Origin of the sequence: Porphyromonas sp. KLE 1280 (assembly GCF_000700805.1) — a bacterium.
Classification (GTDB): Bacteria; Bacteroidota; Bacteroidia; order Bacteroidales; family Porphyromonadaceae; genus Porphyromonas; species Porphyromonas pasteri.
Window position 1 is genome coordinate 22,292 of record NZ_KL362966.1, and the last position, 20,368, is coordinate 42,659.

General features: G+C 58.8%; 14 protein-coding genes and 2 tRNA genes. 11 read left to right on the plus strand and 5 right to left on the minus strand.

All coding sequences use genetic code 11. The features are described from left to right. Positions 1–8 precede the first annotated feature (8 nt). The 5 genes from nusG to HMPREF1121_RS07490 form a co-directional block, all read right to left on the minus strand. The gene (gene nusG / locus HMPREF1121_RS07470; protein ID WP_044115652.1) at positions 9–560 is read right to left on the minus strand and encodes a transcription termination/antitermination protein NusG; all 552 of its coding nucleotides are present in this window, start codon (positions 558–560) and stop codon (positions 9–11) included. Positions 561–584: 24 nt separating this feature from the next. Next, the gene (gene secE / locus HMPREF1121_RS07475) at positions 585–791 is read right to left on the minus strand and encodes a preprotein translocase subunit SecE (protein ID WP_082713131.1); all 207 of its coding nucleotides are present in this window, start codon (positions 789–791) and stop codon (positions 585–587) included. 17 nt (positions 792–808) lie between these two features. Next, a tRNA-Trp gene (locus tag HMPREF1121_RS07480) sits at positions 809–881 on the minus strand. A 63-nt stretch (positions 882–944) separates the two neighbouring features. Further along, positions 945–2,132, minus strand: a complete 1,188-nt coding sequence (tuf, locus tag HMPREF1121_RS07485) for an elongation factor Tu (protein ID WP_044115653.1) — start codon at positions 2,130–2,132, stop codon at positions 945–947. A 73-nt stretch (positions 2,133–2,205) separates the two neighbouring features. Further along, positions 2,206–2,277, minus strand: a tRNA-Thr gene (locus HMPREF1121_RS07490). Positions 2,278–3,247: 970 nt separating this feature from the next. On the opposite strand from HMPREF1121_RS07490, the gene ruvA reads away from it, so the two are divergent. The 11 genes from ruvA (at position 3,248) to HMPREF1121_RS07545 (ending at position 20,356) form a co-directional block, all read left to right on the plus strand. After that, positions 3,248–3,868: a Holliday junction branch migration protein RuvA gene (gene ruvA, locus HMPREF1121_RS07495; RefSeq protein WP_044115654.1), complete on the plus strand. Its 621-nt coding sequence runs from the start codon at positions 3,248–3,250 to the stop codon at positions 3,866–3,868. 143 nt (positions 3,869–4,011) lie between these two features. Then, complete coding sequence (gene sprA / locus HMPREF1121_RS07500; protein WP_232223768.1) at positions 4,012–10,995, plus strand: T9SS outer membrane translocon Sov/SprA; 6,984 nt, start codon at positions 4,012–4,014, stop codon at positions 10,993–10,995. Positions 10,996–11,706: 711 nt separating this feature from the next. Then, the gene (locus tag HMPREF1121_RS07505) at positions 11,707–12,930 is read left to right on the plus strand and encodes a uracil-xanthine permease family protein (RefSeq protein WP_044115657.1); all 1,224 of its coding nucleotides are present in this window, start codon (positions 11,707–11,709) and stop codon (positions 12,928–12,930) included. A gap of 24 nt (positions 12,931–12,954) precedes the next feature. Then, positions 12,955–13,662: a nucleoside-specific channel-forming Tsx family protein gene (locus HMPREF1121_RS07510; protein ID WP_044115658.1), complete on the plus strand. Its 708-nt coding sequence runs from the start codon at positions 12,955–12,957 to the stop codon at positions 13,660–13,662. 16 nt (positions 13,663–13,678) lie between these two features. After that, a complete protein-coding gene (locus HMPREF1121_RS07515; protein ID WP_044115659.1) occupies positions 13,679–14,983 on the plus strand; it encodes an NCS2 family permease in 1,305 nt (434 codons plus the stop codon). 183 nt (positions 14,984–15,166) lie between these two features. After that, complete coding sequence (locus HMPREF1121_RS07520; RefSeq protein WP_044115660.1) at positions 15,167–16,402, plus strand: N-acetylmuramoyl-L-alanine amidase; 1,236 nt, start codon at positions 15,167–15,169, stop codon at positions 16,400–16,402. A gap of 44 nt (positions 16,403–16,446) precedes the next feature. Further along, positions 16,447–17,325: an MlaD family protein gene (locus HMPREF1121_RS07525; RefSeq protein ID WP_044115661.1), complete on the plus strand. Its 879-nt coding sequence runs from the start codon at positions 16,447–16,449 to the stop codon at positions 17,323–17,325. Between the two features lie 24 nt (positions 17,326–17,349). Next, a complete protein-coding gene (locus HMPREF1121_RS07530) occupies positions 17,350–18,363 on the plus strand; it encodes an NAD-dependent epimerase/dehydratase family protein (protein WP_044115662.1) in 1,014 nt (337 codons plus the stop codon). 123 nt (positions 18,364–18,486) lie between these two features. Next, positions 18,487–19,032: a YceD family protein gene (locus HMPREF1121_RS07535; protein WP_044115663.1), complete on the plus strand. Its 546-nt coding sequence runs from the start codon at positions 18,487–18,489 to the stop codon at positions 19,030–19,032. Between the two features lie 22 nt (positions 19,033–19,054). Beyond that, the gene (rpmF, locus tag HMPREF1121_RS07540; RefSeq protein ID WP_009432677.1) at positions 19,055–19,231 is read left to right on the plus strand and encodes a 50S ribosomal protein L32; all 177 of its coding nucleotides are present in this window, start codon (positions 19,055–19,057) and stop codon (positions 19,229–19,231) included. Positions 19,232–19,354: 123 nt separating this feature from the next. Further along, a complete protein-coding gene (locus HMPREF1121_RS07545) occupies positions 19,355–20,356 on the plus strand; it encodes a beta-ketoacyl-ACP synthase III (RefSeq protein ID WP_044115664.1) in 1,002 nt (333 codons plus the stop codon). Positions 20,357–20,368: the final 12 nt, after the last annotated feature.

The following is a 20,368-nucleotide window of genomic DNA, read 5'->3' on the forward strand; positions in this document are numbered from 1 at the left end:
TAACCAGCTTACTCCTTGACCACTTGCGAATAATTGAGCTCCAGCGGAGTCTTACGTCCAAACATCTTCACCATCACGCGAAGCTTCTGCTTCTCGGGGGTTACCTCTTCGACGGTAGCCTCGTAGTTAGCGAAAGCACCATCGATGATACGTACCACGTCGCCCACGTAGAGCTCGAGGTCGTACACCCCTTCGGAGTCAGCCATCTGGTCTGCACGACCGAGGATGCGCTCCACTTCACTTCTCTTGAGCGGCTCGGGTTCTCCACCCTTGTTTGCCCCGAGGAAGCCGATGACGTTAGGCATATTGCGCAGGGTATGGGCTACATCGCCGAGCAATGCGGCCTCCACGAGCACATAGCCTGGGAGGTAAGGGCGCTCCTTGATGACCTTCTTACCAGCACGCTGGGTCACGATCTTCTCTGTGGGGATGACCACCTGGGAGACATACTGACCAAGATTAGTATTCTTCATCTCAGCCTCCAGCTGCTCACGCACCTTGGCCTCCTTGCCGCTGACGGCTCGGAGCACATAGAATCTCTTTTCTGCTACTTCAGTCATGATGGGGAAGGGTCTCAACGAAGCTTAGGCTCCGATACGGCTATACACAAAACCAAGGATGGTCTCAAAAGTCTTGTCCATCCCTAAAACGACCAGAGCGATGATGAGGGAAGCAACCATCACCACCACGGCACTATTGGTGAGCTCTGAACTTGACGGCCAGGACACCTTCTGTGTAAGCTCGACATACGAGGCGCTGAACGCGCCCCCTATCTTCTTAATGAAACTCATTATCGTTTTCTATTTAGCACGGGTTGAGAGACTCGAACTCCCGACACCTGGTTTTGGAGACCAGTGCTCTACCAACTGAGCTAAACCCGTAGAAGAAGGGACAGACGGGACGAGGCGCCTCGTCTGTCCCTTACTTTGAGGACTATCTGATGATTAGTCGAGGATTTCGGTGATCTGACCCGAACCTACCGTACGGCCACCTTCACGGATAGCGAAGCGAAGACCTACGTTGCAAGCTACTGGGTAGATGAGTTCGACGTTGATCTCAACGTTGTCACCAGGCATCACCATTTCTACACCTTCGGGGAGAGTGATCTCACCAGTTACGTCGAGCGTACGGATGTAGAACTGAGGACGATACTTGTTGTGGAAAGGAGTGTGGCGACCACCTTCTTCCTTCTTCAGGACGTAGACAGAAGCCTTGAAGCGAGAGTGGGGCTTTACCTGACCAGGCTTAGCGATGACCATACCACGCTTGATTTCGTTCTTGTCGATACCACGGAGGAGGAGACCGACATTATCACCAGCCTGACCTTCGTCGAGGATCTTGCGGAACATTTCAACACCCGTAACAACGGACTTGAGACCTTCTGCACCGAGACCGATGATCTGAACTTCATCACCCGTGTGGATAACACCCGTTTCGATACGACCCGTAGCTACCGTACCACGACCGGTGATCGAGAATACGTCTTCGACAGGCATAAGGAAGGGCTTATCGATGTCACGAGGAGGCAGGGGGATCCAGGTGTCGACAGCGTCCATGAGCTCCATGATCTTGTCTTCCCAGACAGGCTCACCATTGAGACCACCGAGGGCAGAACCACGGATAACAGGAGTGTTGTCGCCGTCGAATTCGTAGCTGGAAAGAAGCTCGCGCATATCCATTTCTACGAGTTCGAGCATTTCTTCGTCGTCAACCATGTCGCACTTGTTCATGAAGATGACGAGACGAGGAACGTTTACCTGACGAGCCAGAAGTACGTGCTCACGCGTCTGGGGCATAGGACCATCCGTAGCAGCAACTACGATGATAGCACCGTCCATCTGAGCAGCACCCGTGACCATATTCTTCACATAGTCAGCGTGACCTGGGCAGTCAACGTGAGCGTAGTGACGGTTAGCCGTCTCGTACTCAACGTGCGAGGTGTTGATCGTGATACCACGTTCCTTTTCTTCAGGAGCATTGTCGATGGAGTCGAAAGAACGGAGCTCAGAGAGACCCTTCTTAGCAAGCACCGTCGTGATTGCTGCGGTAAGGGTCGTCTTACCGTGGTCGACGTGACCGATCGTACCAATGTTTACGTGTGGTTTCGATCTGTTAAATGTTTCTTTAGCCATAACTAAAATTATCTATTCTTAAGAAATACTTCGTTGTATTCTAAGTGCGTATCACTACGTCGACTCCAACGAGAGCCGATGCCGGGACTTGAACCCGGGACCTCTTCCTTACCAAGGAAGTGCTCTACCGCTGAGCTACATTGGCTTGTTATCTACGAGTGTGAAGAAGACGCCTCTTCTCCTCATTCAGCTGGGCTTATGAGATAAGTATCCCCGCTAATTCGGTTGCAAATATACGCACTTTCTTGAATATACCAAAACGCGCACCACGATGCGGTAGATTTTCGCACCCCATCAAACTACCCCACCCGATCGCTCTCCCTCTATATAACATAATGAACGCGCGCGTAAGAGCGGGAAGAGGTCAAGCGATGAGAAGGATGAAGCATCATCCGTCCAACGCTGATAGAATGGGGCGAATAGGAGGGGGAAAAACGAACCTATATAGGTCGGCGAGTAAACCTATATGAGACTGTTGCCTTCGAGTCCTACCCTCTACTTATTGTGCTAAGGCATCGCGCGCTCAGCTCTCCGACATACCTCTCCAAAGTGATACACAAGCCCTTCGCCTTATCACGCGTATTCCTCTTATTCTGCGAAGGGAAAAGCGTCCTTCTCGTGAAGAAAAAAGCGCATTCACGTAGTGGGATTTCTCTATCTATGTACGTAGTCTTAAAGACCAGGTACGTCAGTCCAAATATCCACGTACGTAGATATTAGAGCCACGTACGTAGTCCAAGCTTTCCTACCACTCGTCCACAACTTTTATCCCGAGGCAGAACAACAACCTATATATAGGTCACGAAGCGAAGCAATATAGGTCACATAGAGCATCCTATATGGGTCAGCTCAGCCACCTATATAGGCTGGCTCAGTAGCTTCATATTGACTGACCCCTCCCCCCCTACACACGGCGCCTTCTTCTCTCCACTAACGGCTGCACTCCGATGGTACGGGGTAGCTGCATCAAAGCACAAGCATCTCGGTCGAACGCCCCTCTTGGGAATTACACGGCAAGGCTGGGAGCGCTGCCGACGACAGGCGGTTAGCGGGGAGATAGCGCCTTTTCCCTAACTTTGCCAGCGACAGTACAGCAAGACAATATCCCATATCCGATGATAGCTTACCTTCGCGGAGCCTACACGGAGCTCACCCCCACCGCCGTCCTCGTCGAGTGCGCAGGCGTGGGCTACTCCGTGGCCATCTCCTTGACTACCTATACCGCCCTCTCTGGACAGAAAGAGGGCAAGATCCTCATCACCGAGATCATCCGCGAGGATGCTCATCTACTCTACGGCTTCGCCACGGCGGCTGAGCAAGATCTCTTCCGCCATCTGATGACCGTCTCGGGTGTCGGACCGAATACCGCCCGCATCATCCTCAGCTCTTACCCCCCGCACGAGCTGACGAGCATCATCACGCTCGGGCAGATCGAGCCTCTCAAGGCGATCAAGGGTATTGGCCTGAAGACCGCACAGCGTATCCTCGTCGACCTGCGTGGCAAGCTCCCCGCTCTCGAGGGAGACGCCAGCCCCGCGACGACCATCCCCACGACGACCTCCCGTGGCAAGAAGGTACAGCCACTGGACACCACCACCCCGCAGGAAGCCGTCAGCGCCCTGAAGATGCTGGGCTATCCCGAAGCCTCCGCACAGAAGGTCGTGCGCGAGCTCATCGCCTCTGACCCGACCATCAGCGTCGAGGGACTCATCAAGCAGAGCCTCAAGCTCCTCTAAGGCACGTGTGTACGTGGCGGGTAACAAGGCACATCCGACGCCTGCTGGGAAGCCTCCTTCTCGGCACGGCCGCCCCCCTTGTCCTCGCCGCCCAACTCCCCATACTCCCCACCACAGCTGACAGCATCTCTCCGCGAGGGGCGATGCCAGCCTTCGCTGCGCCTCTTCTTGAGACACGCTTCGTCTATGAGCCGAAGAGTGAGTGCTACCTGCTAACGACCTTCCTCGACGGCAAGCCCTTCGGCACGCCCCTCCCCTATACCTTCGCCGAATACCTCCGCTACCAGAGCCTCCGTGGTCAAGGGCTCCACTGGGACAGCCTCAACGCCCCCACACGCAGCAGCGCCCAGCGGACAAGCAAGCCCGTACGCCGTGGGGTCATCGACCGCATCTTCGGCCCTGGCGGCCTGCGTCTCAAGCTGCAGGGGCACGCCGACCTCTCGGCAGGGGGGAAGACCGTTCGCTCCGACAACCCCGCCCTACCGCAGGGCGCGCGCAAGCAGACCTACTTCGACTTCGAGGAGAAGATCCAGGCTGGTGTGCAGGCTTCGCTCGGGACGAAGTTCCAAACGGGGCTGAACTACAACACCGCTTCCTCCTTTGACTTCGACACGAAGAAGCTCCGCTTAGCCTTCGAGGGCGAGGAGGACGACATCATCAAGCTCATCGAGGTGGGGAGCGTCTCGATGAGCCCCCGCAATAGCCTCATCAGTGGTGGAGGAGCTCTCTTAGGCCTGCATACCAAGCTCCAGATGGGGCGTCTCGAGGCTGACCTCCTCCTGAGCCAGCAGCGCACTGAGAGCCGTCGCGCCTCCAGCCGTGGGGGCGAGCAGACCGAGCGCTTCGAGCTCTCCGCCTCGAGCTACGATGCCCTGCGCCACTTCTTCCTCGGGGACTTCTTCCGCACTCGGTATGACGATGCGCTCAAGAGCCTACCCTACGTGCGCTCCTCGATACAGATCACCCGTATCGAGGTATGGGTGACGAACCGCCGTGGACGCTTCGACGATGCCCGTGACGTCGCAGGCTTCGCTGACCTCGGTGAGCCCCAACGCCTGCACAACAGCTTCATCCAGCTCACCAGCCCCACCAGCCCCGTCCCCACCAACGGAGCGAATAGCCTCTACGCCACCCTCACCGCTTCCCCCTCTCTTCGCCAGCTCAGCGCCCTCAGCTCGGGACTACCCGCCCTACGCACCGCCCTCGACTACGAGCGCATCGAGAGCGCACGACGCCTTGCCCCGAGCGAATACACCCTACACAACACCCTCGGCTACCTCAGCCTCACGACACCACTCGCCGCCGACGAGGCGCTCGCCGTAGCCTATGAGTTCACCTACGAGGGGAAGGTCTACCGCGTGGGGGAATTCGCAGCCGACCAACCCGAAGGCACCTCCTCCCTCCTCTTCGTCAAGCTCCTCAAGGGCACGGACTTCTCGCCAAAGGCTCCGACGTGGCCGCTGATGATGCGCAATGCCTACCGCCTTGGCGCAGGCATCACCGCACTGCAGCGTGCAGGCTTTCAGCTCGACGTCGTCTACCGCGATGACGCTACGGGGCGTGCCCTACCCTACCTAACTGATGGCCCGCTGAAGGGCAAGCAGCTCCTCAGCGTCCTCGGGCTGGACCGCCTCGACGCCCAGCAGGAGGCACGCAGTGACGGGCGCTTCGACTTCGTGGAGGGCTATACCATACGCTCCAGCGAAGGGCTGGTCTTCTTCCCCACGATAGAGCCTTTCGGCTCGACACTCACGACGGCTCTCGGCACGGGCAGCTGGAGCGACCGCTATGCCTTCCCCGAGCTCTACACGATGACCGCCGTCGAGGCCGCCCAGCGCTCGGAGAAGAACAAGTACTATCTACGGGGCGAATACCGAGCCACCTCTGCAGGAGAGATCTCCCTTGGCACGGTGAACGTCGCCCCAGGCTCGGTGCGCGTGACGGCTGCGGGCGTGCTCCTCACCGAAGGCACGGACTACACCGTCGACTACACTGCAGGGCGCGTGAAGATCCTCAACCGCCAGCTCATCGACGCCAAGACACCCATCGAGGTGAGCCTCCAAGGCGGTGATGCCCTCAGCCAGCAGCGCAAGACCCTCATCGGCCTCGACCTCAACTACCGCTTCTCTAAAGACCTCCGCCTCGGCGCCACCCTGATGCACCTCTCGGAGATGCCTCTGACGGCGAAGGCGGCACTCGGGCAAGAGAGTATGCGCAATACGATGTGGGGCGCCAATCTCTTCTACCAGACGAAGTCGTCCCAGCTCACACGCCTACTGAATCACCTCCCCTTCGTCGACCTCACACAGCCCGCCTCCTTCTCCCTCTCGGCAGAGGTGGCGCAGCTCCTCCCAGGGCACTACAAGAGTAAGTACAGCGACGGTAGTAGTTACCTCGATGACTTCGACGCAGCACATACCGCCATCGACCTGATGAGCCCACAGGCCTGGCGCTTGTCCTCCACACCCACGACGCTCGTCCCAGCGGGAATAGGCGCGAGTGACTACCTGCGCTACGGAGAGCGTAGAGCACGACTTGCGTGGTTCACCATCGACCCGCTCTTCACCCGTGAGCGCAGTGCCTACACCCCCGCCTATATACGCAGCGACCTCAGCCTCGTGAGCCGACATCTGGTGCGCGATATCCCGACGGCTGAGCTTTACCCGAATCGTGAGGTGAATGCCAGCCTACCGAGCTACATCCCCACCTTCTCGCTCAGCTTCTACCCCGAAGAGCTTGGCCCGTACAACCTCAATGCTGCGAGCCTCACCGCTGACGGGAAGATCAGCGATGCCCGTGGAAGCTGGGCGGGCATCATGCGCAAGATCGACCAGACGGACTTCGAGGCAGCGAACGTCGAGTACGTGGAGTTCTGGCTTATGGATCCTTATGCCGACGAAGGCACACCTCCGGCTGGGAGCGGTGGCGACCTGTACATCAACCTCGGAGATATCTCGGAGGACATCCTGCATGACGAGCGCCGCTTCTACGAGAGTAGCCTGCCGCTGACGCCTCAGCCAGGGGCTACGATCTCCACACCTTGGGGGATCGTGCCGACACGCCCGAGTGCAGGCTATGCCTTCGACAATGCTGCTGGAGCGAGAGAGAAGCAGGACGTCGGGCTGAATGGCCTATCGTCCGCCGAAGAGCGCCAGCATCCGAGCTACGCCTCCTTCCTCAGCGCCCTACGCTCCCGCCTCTCCAGCACGACCCTCCAGCGCTGGCAAGACGACCCACAGAGCCCACTCCACGACCCTGCAGGCGATGACTTCCACCACTACCGCGGGGCAGACTATGACTCCGAGCGCCTGCCGATCCTCGAGCGCTATAAGTACTTCAACGGCACGGAGGGCAACTCGTCGGAGCGCCTTGGGGGCGATGGCTACAGCACCGCCGCTACCGTGAGCCCTGACACCGAGGATGTCAACGGCGACTACAGTATGAATGAGCTCAACCGCTACTATGAGTGGAAGATCTCACTACGCCCCGAGGATCTCGTCGCGGGGCGTGGGTTCATCACCAGCAGCCGCAGAGTTGAGGCCCAGCTCCGTGATGGGAGGACTTCTCCCGTCACGTGGTATCAGTTCAAAGTCCCCCTCTCTGCCTTTGCCAGTCGTATCGGTGGCATCAGCGATCTGAGGAGCGTGCGCTTCATGCGACTCTACCTCACGGGCTTTGATCGTGAGACCCAGCTACGCTTTGCCTCGCTACGCTTGGTACGAGGTGACTGGCGCACCTATGAGGGGAGCCTTGATGAGGGACAGCCCGCACCCAGTGCCTCCACCCGCTTCTCCGTCACGTCGGTCAACATCGAGGAGCACTCCGACCGCACTCCTGTCAGCTACACGCTCCCCCCAGGCGTATCTCGCTCGCTCGACGCCCAGCGCGGGCAGAGCCTCCAGCAGAATGAGCAAGCCCTCTCCCTACGCCTCGAGGATCTCCCCGCAGGCGAGAGCCGTGGCGTCTACCGCCGTGTGCAGTACGACCTTCGTCGCTACCGCCGTCTGCGGCTCTTCGCCCATGCCGAGGCGCTCCTCGGCGACCTCACAGGGCTGGGCGATGGGGATATGACGCTCTTCGTGCGCCTCGGCTCGGACTACACCCAGCACTACTACGAGTACAGCCTACCGCTCACACTCACTCCCGCAGGACGCTACAGCAGTCTCAGCCCCAGCGACCGCCGTCGTGTATGGCCCGAGGAGAATAGCATCGACCTAAGTTTAGAAGACCTCGTCACCCTCAAGCGAAGCCGTAATGCTTCACTCTCCGCAGGGCTCGGTGGCGCCTCACTCTACCGCCCTTTCTCACGGCCCGACGCCAAGCACCCCACCCATACGCTCACCGTCCTCGGCAATCCCTCCCTCTCCAGCGTGCGGGCGCTGGTCATCGGCGTGCGCAATAGCGCGGGCCTCACGCGCAGTGTCGAGGTGTGGGTCAATGAGCTTCGCGCCAGCGATTACCACGAGGAAGCAGGCTGGGCAGGACAGCTACACAGCACACTCCAGCTGGCGGAGCTGGGCGAAGCCAGCCTAAGAGCCCAATACGTCTCGGCAGGCTTCGGTGCTATCGACGCCCCGCTGATGAGCCGCACGCTCGAGAGCCGTCGTGCTATCCAGTTCGCCTCCACGCTCGAGCTCGGCCAGCTCCTTCCTCCCGAGGCGAAGGTGACCCTCCCCATCTACTACACGGTGAGCGACGAAGTGCTGACACCGCAGTACAATCCGCTCGATGAAGACGTGAAGCTCACCGATGCCCTCAGCGACCTCTCTACGGAGCGCGAGCGCAAGGAACTTCGTGCTCGCAGCCTCACGCACCGCCGTAGCCAAGGCCTCGCCCTCTCGAAGGTCGCCGTCGGCATCCGCTCCGAGGAGCCTATGCCCTACGACCCTGCGAACCTCTCCTTCAGCTACGGACACAACACCTCCTCCGAAGAGACCCCCGACATCGAGTACAGCCGTCACCTCGACTGGCACGCAGCCCTGCGCTACGACTATACGCCTACCTTCCGCCCGCTACGGCCCTTTGCTAAGGCTTCGGGCGCCAGCCCGTGGGCGGACTTCCTCCGCCGGTACACCTTCACCCCGTGGCCTAGCCGTCTCATCCTCGAGACCTCGATGGTGCGACGCTACGATGAGGAGCAGCTCCGTAGCCTCGGCGATGAGCTGAGTGGCACGCGTCTCCCTGCGACCTTCGCCCAGCAGTTCATCTGGAATCGCCGTCTGCAGCTCAACTGGAATCCCATCCGTTCGCTCCAGCTGGCCTTCAACTCCGGTACCGACGCACGTATCGAAGAGCCCCACGTGCAGGTCAATCGCCAGCTCCAGCCCGATGCGTGGCGTGCGTGGCGTGACTCCGTCGGGCAGAGTATCCGCGAGGGAGGTACGCCCGTCCACTACGCTCAGCAGGCAAGTCTCAGCTATCAGCTCCCCACCGCCGACATTGCGCCGCTCTCCTTCATCCGCTCACAGCTCTCTTATAGCAGCGCCTATTCGTGGGACCGTGGGGCGGTACTCCCCGACCCGACCATCCGCCTGGCGCATACCCTCATGGCACAGGGTGCACTCGAGTCCACTACGCAGCTCCAGCTCCGCCAGCTCTATCAGCATATCCCCGCACTCGCTCGGCTGGAGCACCGCTTCGGCACAGCTGGTATGACCACCAGCGAAGGGCGCGGGAAGAAGGCGAAGGGCGTGAGTGACGGGAACGAGCTCATTGACCGCCTCCTCTACGCCCTCCTCATGGTGAAGGACGTATCGCTGACCTACCGCTCCACACGCAGTACGCTCCTCCCCGGCTTCCTCCCCACCATCCGAGCTATCGGGGGACAAGGCTCTTCGGGCGGTGCACTCTCCCCTGGTGTGGGCTTTGCCTTCGGGCTTAGTGATGTGGACTTCATCGATCGCCTTGCCCAGCGGGGCGACCTCCTCATCTCGACCGAGCACCTCACTCCAGGGGTCTTCACCCACACCCGCACGGTGGACCTACGTGCTACGCTCCAGCCCCTACGCCACCTCACCATCACGCTCTCGGGCAATCACACCCGTACCGACCGCACCGAGGTACAATATATGTATGCTGGTAGCCCCCGACTCTACGGCGGGGACTTCACGATGACGACCATCGGCCTCAAGGGCTTCTTCGCCCCTCTCCGCTCCGAGGAGGGCTACCTCTCCGAGACCTTCGCCGAGATGCTCCGCCTAAGAGAGCCCATCGCTCGCAGGCAGGAGGAGGCAGGGAGCCTCGCCACAGGGCTCACCATCGACCGCAATGCTTCTGCCGTCCTTATCCCCGCCTTCCGCGCAGCCTATATGCACGGCTCAGGGAAGGGGCGCAAGGGGCTGAGCGCCCTACCCGACCTCCTCGGCATGCTCCCGAACTGGTCGGTGAGCTACACGGGGCTCTCCGAGCTGCCCTTCCTCAAGCGTCACTTCCGTAGCGTGACCCTACGCCACACCTACCGTGCCACGTACACCGTCGGGGGCTTCTCGTCGCTGGCAGGCTGGCAGGGAAGCGATCCCGATGCCATCGGCCTCCTGAGTGAGACAACTGCGGGCGGAGGAGGAGCGATGAGCGGCGCACGCCTTAGCTACGCCTATGACATCCCGTCGGTAGCACTACAGGAGAACTTCTTCCCCCTCATCGGGCTTGACCTGACGTGGCTCAATGGTCTCGGGACGAGTGCGCAGTGGCGCCAAAGCCGTGGTGCCGTCCTGCACCTCGGGGCGCGTAGCCTCATCGAAGCCCTCTCACGTGAGCTAAGCCTTGGCCTCACCTACAAGATCGACGACCTCACGAGCCTCATCAGCCCCACCACCGCCCGCCGTAAGAAGCGCCGTGCGAGCAAGGAGCCTGCGACGACCTCCGCACACGGGCTCACCCTCCGAGGCGAATATGCATACCGCCGCACACTCACCCTCCTGCGCCGTCTCGAAGAGGGCTATACCCAAGCAACCTCGGGGATCATCGACCGACGCCTGCGCCTCAGTGCCGAATATGAGCTGAGCCGACAGCTCGGTCTCGAGGCGTACTACGAGTACAGTCGCAATGTGCCACTCGTCAGCGCCTACTCCTTCCCCATCTCCACCAGCAGCTACGGTCTGTCCCTGCGCATCACGCTCGACAACTAACCGCACCCGCAAGGCTCGACATACCAAGCCCGCACGAAGCATGCTCCTCGGCATCTTCGTGCGGGCCTTTCATATTCACGAAGCCCCCTTATCCCAGACGAAGCTACACGGACCTCTACGGGGGAGGGATTGCAACCTATATAGGTCGACGAGTCAACCAATATTAGGTTGTTGCCCCGCGTAGGGATAAAAGTTGCGGACGAGTGGTAGATAAGTTTGGGCTACGTACGTGGCTCTAATAGCTACGTACGTGGATACTTGGATTTGCGTGCATAGTCTTTAAGACTACGTACGTAGACAGAGGTAAACCACTACGTGAAGGCGCTTTTTCCTTCACGAGAAGGGCACTTTTTCCTCCGCTGGATAAGAGGAATACTTGCGATAAGGCGAAGGGCTTGTGTATCTCTTCGGAGAGGTATATCGTGGAGCTGGGCAGGCGATACCTTAGCACTCTAAATATATGGGCCGGTATAGGGAGGGGATTTACATCCGCGTAATCCACTCACGAATAAGAAGATAATACACCTCCCATTTACATACCTCACTCCTCCCCAAAGTGGAGCAAATGACGAGGTACTTAAGGGAGAGCATATAGGCGTATCCTGAGGGTCTATGGAGGGAGTTTGCCTGATAGATGATTGGGGAGCTCTATATAGCGAAGAGATTAGCTACTTTTGTGAGCGTAATCACACTTCCCTCCTTGAGAAAATCATGACCTCTGACACCACCCCGCTCAGCCCCCTGCGTAAGGGGATCGCTGGCGCCCAGTACCTATTCGTTGCCTTCGGAGCCACAGTCCTCGTACCTATCCTCGTCGGGCTCGACCCGTCGACCGCCCTCTTCTCGGCTGGTATCGGCACCCTCCTCTTCCACCTCGTGACCAAGGGCAAGGTACCTATCTTCCTCGGCAGTAGCTTCGCCTTCATCGCACCGATCATCAAAGCCACAGAGCTCTACGGACTCAGCGGCGCGCTCTTCGGCTGTATCGGAGTGAGTGCCGTGTACTTCGTGATGTCGCTCCTGATCCGGCTCTTCGGCCTGCGCTTCATCTCCCGCCTCTTCCCTCCGGTCGTCATCGGCCCTATCATCATGCTCATCGGGCTCTCCCTCTCGGACTCCGCCGTGAAGATGGCGGCGACGAACTGGCCTCTGGCGGTCATCTCGCTCGCTACGGCGATCATCGTCACGCTCTACGGCCGAGGGATCACGAAGCTCATCCCCATCTTCCTCGGTATCGTCGTGGGCTATATCGCTGACCTCATCTTCTTCGAGGTCGATCTAAGGCCCATCGCCGAGGCCTCTTGGCTGAGCCTCCCTAAGATCACGCTCCCCGAGAACTTCTCCTTTGCCCCCATCCTCTTTATGATCCCCGTGGCCATCGCCCCCGTCATCGAGCATATCGGTGACGTGTATGTGGTGAATAACGTGGCAGGGAAGAACTTCGTCAAGGACCCCGGCCTGCACCGCACGATGCTCGGCGACGGTATCGCCTGCCTCTTCGCCTCACTCGTCGGGGGGCCTCCTGTGACAACTTACTCTGAGGTCACGGGCGCCATGTCGCTGACGAAGGTCACCGATCCGCTGGTCTTCCGTATCGCAGCCGTCACGGGCGTGCTCTTCTCCCTCATCGGGAAGGTCAGCGCCCTCCTACGTAGCATCGACCAGGCTATCCTCGGTGGGATCATGCTCCTGCTCTTCGGCACGATCGCTGGCGCAGGGATCTCGAGCCTCCTGCATAGCCGTGTGAACCTCGCCTCGTCGCGCAACGTGGTCATCATCTCCGTCACCCTCACTACGGGTATCGGGGGTGCCGCACTCTCCTTCGGCAACTTCTCCCTCTCGGGTATCGGTCTCTCGGCTGTCATCGCCGTCCTGCTGAATCTCCTACTGCCTGAGCGCAAGGAGGACCGCGAGGAGCCTACTACGAAGCACTAACTTAACTCTCACAATAATCCATCCATGCGACAGCTTTATCGTATCGCGCTTGTACTCTTCCTGACGACCCTCGGAGCACAAGCACAAAACATTCAGCTCCACTACGACTTCGGGCGCCAGCTCTATAGCAAGGACCAGCCCGATCGCCCCAAGCTCACCACGACCGTGGAGCTCTTCCGCCCCGACAGCTGGGGGAATACCTTCTTCTTCGTCGATATGAACTATCAGCGCGAGGGCATCACCTCGGCCTACTGGGAGATCTCTCGTGAGTTCAGCCTCGGGAAGCTCCCTCTGGCCCTGCACATCGAGTACGACGGCGGGCTGAGCAACCAGTTCTCCTATAAGAATGCCTACCTCGCAGGTCTGACCTATGCGTGGAACCAAGCAGACTATCAGGCGGGCTTCACCTTCACGCCGATGTATAAGTATCTGGCACGTCAGGATAGACCCCACTCCTTCCAGCTGACGAGCACGTGGTACCTGCACATGGCAGGTGGTAAGCTCTCCTTCCTGGGCTTCGCGGACCTCTGGGGCGACCGTCATCTCGTCACGGGCAAGAACAATATCATCTTCATCACCGAGCCGCAGCTGTGGGTGAACCTGAATAAGTTCGAGGGCATCAACCCCAAGTTCAACCTCAGCATCGGTACCGAATGGGAGATCAGCAGCAACTTCGCTGTACTGGACAAGACCGTCGTGAACCCCACGCTGGCCATCAAGTGGACCTTCTAAGCCCCCGCACACTCTAATGCAAGCACTCTATCGTCTCGTGGGCTTTGACCCCACGAAGTACAAGCTCCGCGCCGAGCTTCTGGCAGGCCTGACGACCTTCCTCACGATGAGCTATATCCTCGCGGTCAACCCCGACATCCTCAGCACTACAGGCATGGACAAGGGCGCCGTCTTCACCGCTACGGCCCTGGCATCGGCCGTCGGCACGCTCCTCATCGCCTTCTTAGCTAAGCTACCCTTCGCCCAGGCTCCCAGCATGGGCATCAATGCCTTCTTCGCCTTCACCCTCGTCATGGGTATGGGCTACAGCTGGCAGGCTGGTCTCGCAGCCGTCTTCATCGAAGGGGTCATCTTCATCCTGCTCACCGCCTTCAACATCCGCGAGCAGATCGTACGCTGTATCCCGAAGAACCTCCGCTTCGCTATCTCGGCAGGTATCGGCTTCTTCATCGCCTTCATCGGGCTGAAGAATGCTGGGGTCATCGTGGCCAACGAAGCTACCTTCGTAGCCCTCGGCCCCTTCACCCCTACAGCGATCCTCGCCGTCATCGGGATCATCCTCAGCGGTGTCCTGATGACGCTTCGTGTACGCGGTGCACTTTTCTACAGCATCGTCCTCTGCACGATCATCGGTATCCCTCTCGGCGTGACACAGATCCCCGATAGCTTCATCCCCGTCTCTCTACCCCGCTCGCTGGCACCTACGTTCCTGCAGTTCGACTTCAAGGCACTGCTCAACATGGATATGGCGCTCACGATCTTCGCTCTGGTCTTCATGGATATCTTCAACACCGTGGGTACACTCATCGGTGCTGCCGCTAAGACTGAGATGATGGACAGTGAAGGCAACGTAAAGAATATCAAGCAAGCGATGATGGCTGACGCTTTGGCCACCTCCTTCGGTGCCGTCTGCGGTACGTCGACCGTGACGACCTTCGTAGAGAGTGGTGCGGGTATCGCCGAGGGCGGCCGCACGGGTATGACCGCACTGTCTACAGCTGTGCTCTTCATCCTCGCACTCTTCCTCTCACCTCTCTTCCTACTCATCCCCTCCGCTGCGACGACAGGTGCTCTCGTGCTGGTAGGTGTGCTGATGCTGAGCTCTATCCAGGATATCGACCTCATGGATATCTCCGAGGCACTGCCCAGCTTCATCACCGTACTGACGATGGTGCTGACCTACAACATCGCTGAAGGGATGGCCCTCGGGCTCATCTCCTACACGCTGGTCAAGCTCCTCAGCGGCCAGTGGCGCCAGGTCTCCATCACCCTCTACATCGTCTCGACACTCCTCATCCTGCGCTACATCCTCGCTATATAATAGTAGAGCGCACTCTGAGTGTCCACAACGAAGAAGGCCCCTCCCTCACGACTGCAACTGGCGTGAGGGAGGGGTCTCCGTATTATCTCGCGAGGATACAAGCCCCCTTTTACAAAAGCGTTGTATCTTTGCGTTATTAAATAAATCATTGTTCGTAGAGCCTATACGGCTCCTCCCAAGCATATGCCGCTCGCTGAGATCCACGCTACACGCTACATCCGCGCCTCGATACTTACGCTCCTCCTCTGTCTCACTCTTGCTCCCCTCGGGATGCAAGCCCAGCGCCTCTTCACTGTCGTCATCGATGCCGGTCACGGGGGGAAGGACTCTGGTACCGTAGGGAATGGTGGCAAGGAGAAGGATATCACCCTCGCGGTGGCTAAGCTCGTCGGCAGTAAGATCCGCGCAGCACACCCCGAGGTACGTGTACTCTACACGCGTAGTACCGACGTCTTCGTCGGTCTACAGGCTCGTGCTGACTTTGCGAATAAGCAGAAAGCCTCCCTCATGCTCAGCATCCACGTCAACAGCGCACCTTCGAAGGACGTCCACGGCACAGAGACCTATGTGCTGGGGATAGCGAAGTTCGCCAACAACCTCAGCGTGGCGATGCGCGAGAACAAGGCGATGCTCCTCGAGAGCAACTATAAGACGACTTACAAGGGCTTCGACCCAACATCGACGGAGAGCTATATCATGTTTGACCTCATGCAAGATGCTTACTTCAATAAGAGCATTGAGCTGGCAAACAAGATCCAGCGCCAATACCGCTCCGCTGGACGCTACAGCCGTGGCGTACGTCAAGACATCCTCTGGGTACTGAGCCAGTCGGCTATGCCCAGCATCCTCACCGAAATCGGCTTCCTCTCGAATGCCAACGAAGCTTCCTTCATGCTCAGCGCAGCAGGCCAGCAGTCACTCGCCTCGGCCATCGCTGCGGGCTTCAGCTCCTACTACCGCGGCTATCGTGGCAAGAGCACGAAGACCCAGGACAGCAAGGAGGCCGACAGCACCGAGACGAAGAAGGAAGAGACCGCTACGGCCAGCGACGAGACCGCCGAAGAGCCTACCGCAGACAAGGACACCAGTCCCCGCGCAGAGGTCGAGCGTGCGATGAACAAGAGTCGTGAACGGAGTAAGGACAAGGAGAAGACCAAGAAGGAGAGTGAAGCGAAGAGCTCCGACTCGGAGATCACGTACCGCGTCCAGTTCCTCTCCAGCCCCGATAAGATCGACACGAAGGATGCGCGCTTCCGCAAGCTCCCTACCGCAGTAGAGCGAGTGAAGGTCGGGCGCGCGTACATCTATCTGCTTGCTCCCACGAGCTCGAAGGCCGAAGCACAGAAGCAGCTCCGTGCCCTCCCCCACACTTACCGCGATGCCTACATCGCACGCTACCGAGGCAAGACACGCCTCTAAGCACCCGCCCCCATCACCAGAGCAGATATAGAAATAAGATACATATGAAGATAAAGAAAGAGGTACAGATCGGCCTGCTGGCCATCGTCGCTGTTGCCCTCGGCTACATCGGGGTCAACTTCCTCAAGGGCATCGAAGTCTTTAAGAAGACCTCGATCTATTACGCCCACTTCGACAACCTCAGCGGCATCTCTGCCGCAGCTCCTGTCGAAGCCAGCGGTTTCAAGGTGGGCAACGTGCGCTCGGTAGCCTTCGACTACAGCCGTGGCTATGGCGCTACGCTCGAGCTGGCGCTCGATGACGATATGCGCATCCCCGTAGGGAGTCAGCTGAAGATCAAGTCGAATCCTCTCGGGAGCGCTGAGCTTGTGCTCGTCATCAATCCCCAGAGCCAGACCTACCTCAGCGAGGGGGACACCATCGCCAGCCAAGACGCAGGCGACGGACTCCTATCCTCCGTCTCTGAGAAGATCCTCCCCGCTATCGCAGGGATGATGCCCACGATCACCAACACGCTGGAGCGCCTGAACGCCCTGCTCAACGACAAGAGCATCGACAGCATGCTCTACGGGCTGAGTGCCTCTACACAGCAGCTGCACGGCATGATGGCTGGGCTGAACCGCACGAGCCGCAGCCTTGGCCCCGTCCTCGACAACGTCGGGAGCATGAGCTCCAACCTTGCGAACTTCTCCGGGCAGCTCTCCTCGATGCGCCTTGACTCGCTGATGCTCAGCCTTCAGGAGACGACGGCTCAGCTTCAGATGGTATCCCAGCAGCTTCGTGCTAAGGACAATACCGCAGGGCTTCTCCTCAACGACCCTTCACTCTACAACCGCCTCGACAGCCTCGTAGGCAGTGCAGACCGTCTCATGCGTGACCTACAGGAGAACCCCAAGCGCTACGTGCACTTCTCCATATTCTAAGCCCACACGACCGATACGATTACCATGGAGCGTCTACTCATCACCGGAGCCTCTGGCTTCATCGGCAGCCATCTCGTCCGCCAAGCCCTCGAAGCGGGCTACGAGGTATGGGCCGCTGTACGTAAGGACAGTGACAAGACCCGCCTTGAGAAGCAAGGGGTCAAGCTGCTTGAAGTCGACTACTATGATGAGGAACAGCTCTTCGACGCTCTCGACTCGGTCCGTCCCTTAGAGGAAGGCGGCCCCCAGTGGGACTACGTCATCCACAATGCGGGCATCACGAAGACCGCCCGCCTGGAGGAGTTCACAGAGGTCAATGCCGAGCATACGCGCCGACTGCTCCACGCACTCAGCCGTCTCTCGGAGCCCCCCAAGCGCTTCGTCCTGATGAGTAGCCTCAGTAGCTACGGCAACGTAGCTGGCCCCGACGAAGCCCTACATGCCGAGCTCCCTCAGAAGCCCAACACCCGCTACGGCCGTAGCAAATGCCTTGCAGAGCACTACACCGAGCAGTCGGGTCTTCCCTTCACGATCCTACTCCCTACAGGCGTCTATGGCCCTGGGGACAAGGATTATCTCATCGCACTACAGAGCATCGCCCGTGGCATCAATGCGATGTCCGGCCTGCGCAAGCAGTACCTGACCTTCGTCTATGGCGGGGATGTTGCCCGTGCTGCCCTCTTTGTACTACGCGATGAGCGTGCCCGAGGCCAGCGCTATATCGTAGCCGACGGCGACACCTATACCGACCGAGAGTTCGGTCATCTGGCTCAGCGTCTACTGGGTCGCAAGCACGTATTCCATATACGTATCCCCCTACCACTGGTGCGCCTCACCTGCCTCTTCGGCTCGCTCCGAGCAGCTATCACGGGGCAGACGACGCCACTCAATCGGGACAAGTACCCGATCCTCGCACAGCGCAACTGGCGCTGTGATCCCTCACCACTCTTCGCTCTGGGCTTCACCCCAAGCAAGAACCTTGAGGAAGGGCTTCGCGAGACCATCGCCGACGGGCGCTCCCGCGGCCTCCTCCCTTAGTCACCGCCCCCGCATAGCCTGCTCCTCTCAAGAGCTGGCAAACATTGCTCACTTTTTAATTGTGGGAATGGGGGCTTTTGTGTATCTTTGCGCAGATTTTTACGCATAGTTTAAGAGTCACCCATGCATACCGACCAGTACAAGATCAATCTACGGAGTCTCCCGGAGGGCGATCACGAGTACACCTGGCTCCTCGAGGACAGCTACTTCGAGCGCCTATCGGAGGGTAGCGTACACGGCGGTGAGGTCGATGTCGACCTACGTCTGCGCCGTACGGGAGACGTCTTTAGCTTGGACCTCTACTATGAGGGCTATGTAGTGATCGACTGTGATCGCTGCCTTGACCCAGTAGATATAGATGTAGAGTCCGAGCGCGAGCTTATAGTCAAGTTCGGCAGTGAAGCCCTTGAGGAGAAGGACGAGATCCTCGTCGTCTCTGAGCAAGATGGGGTGCTCGACTTGGAGTGGGTCCTCTATGAGGATATCATCCTGAGCCTTCCCCTACAGCGAATGCATCTCGAGGGCGAGTGCAACGAGGAGATGATGTCGGCCTATGCGCGCGTCTCTACCGATGAAGTGCGCGACGAAGCCGAAGGCCCCGCACCCACCCTCGATGATGAGGGGATCGACGAGCGCTGGGCTGCACTCAAGGCTCTCAAGCGAGATTAGTAATTAAAACAAAATAAGATTTATGGCACATCCTAAAAGAAGACAGTCCAAGACCCGTACCGCTAAGCGCCGTACTCATGATAAGGCAGCTATGCCTACGCTCGCAAAGTGCGCTAACTGCGGTGCATGGCACATCTACCACACGGTATGTGGTGAGTGCGGTTACTACCGCGGTAAGCTCGCCATCGAGCAGGCTTAATAGCCCCGCTTAGCCAACTCAAAGAAAAGCCCCAAGGTATCCCCTTTGGGGCTTTTTTTGTAACTTCGTGACCGACAAACTAAGGCGATTGAATTTAATCTACATCAGTATATCCAACTACCTATGAGTATCATCAATGCAGCTATCACGGCTGTCGGAGGGTATCTCCCTGAAGATAAGATAACCAATGCCGACCTCGAGAAGATGGTCGACACCAACAACGAGTGGATCATGACCCGTGTCGGGATCCGCGAGCGTCGTATCCTCAAGGACCCCACGAAGGGTGCTTCCTTCCTCGGCATTGAAGCCGTCAAGGATCTCTTCTCCCGCAACAACATCGACCCCGCCACCATCGACGGGATCATCGTGGCTACGAATACGGCTGACTACCACTTCCCCACGACGGCATCTATCGTAGCCTTCGAGACGGGCTGTATCAATGCCTTTACCTTCGACATGCAGGCTGCCTGCCCCAGCTTCATCTACGCTCTCGAAGCTGGAGCTAACTACATCCGCTCAGGCCGCTACAAGCGCATCATCGTGCTTGCCACTGAGAAGATGACCGCCATCACCGACTACACCGACCGCGCTACGTGCCCTCTCTTCGGCGACGGCGCTGCTTGCGTACTCCTCGAGCCTACTGAGGAGAACGAAGGTGTACTCGACTCTTACTTCCGCACGGATGGTACGGGTCGCACCAACCTCATCATGAAGTCCGGTGGATCGGCCAGCCCAGCCTCCCACGAGACGGTTGATCGCCGTGAGCACTACGTCTATCAGGAGGGTGCAGCCGTCTTCAAGCAGGCTGTCAAGGGCATGTCCTCCAGCTGCCGCACCATCATGGAGCGCAACGGGCTCAGCTATGACGACATCGCTTGGGTAGTCCCCCATCAGGCTAACCTCCGCATCATCGACGCTGTAGCGCGTGAGATGCAGGTACCTCTGGACCGCGTGATGATCAACATCGAGTACCGAGGCAACACCAGCTCAGCTACGATCCCCCTCTGCATCTGGGAGTTCGAGAAGCAGCTCAAGAAGGGTGACAACCTCATCCTCACGTCCTTCGGCGCAGGCTTCACCTGGGGTGCAGTCTACGTCAAGTGGGCTTACGATCCCAAGAACTAATCTCCCCATACG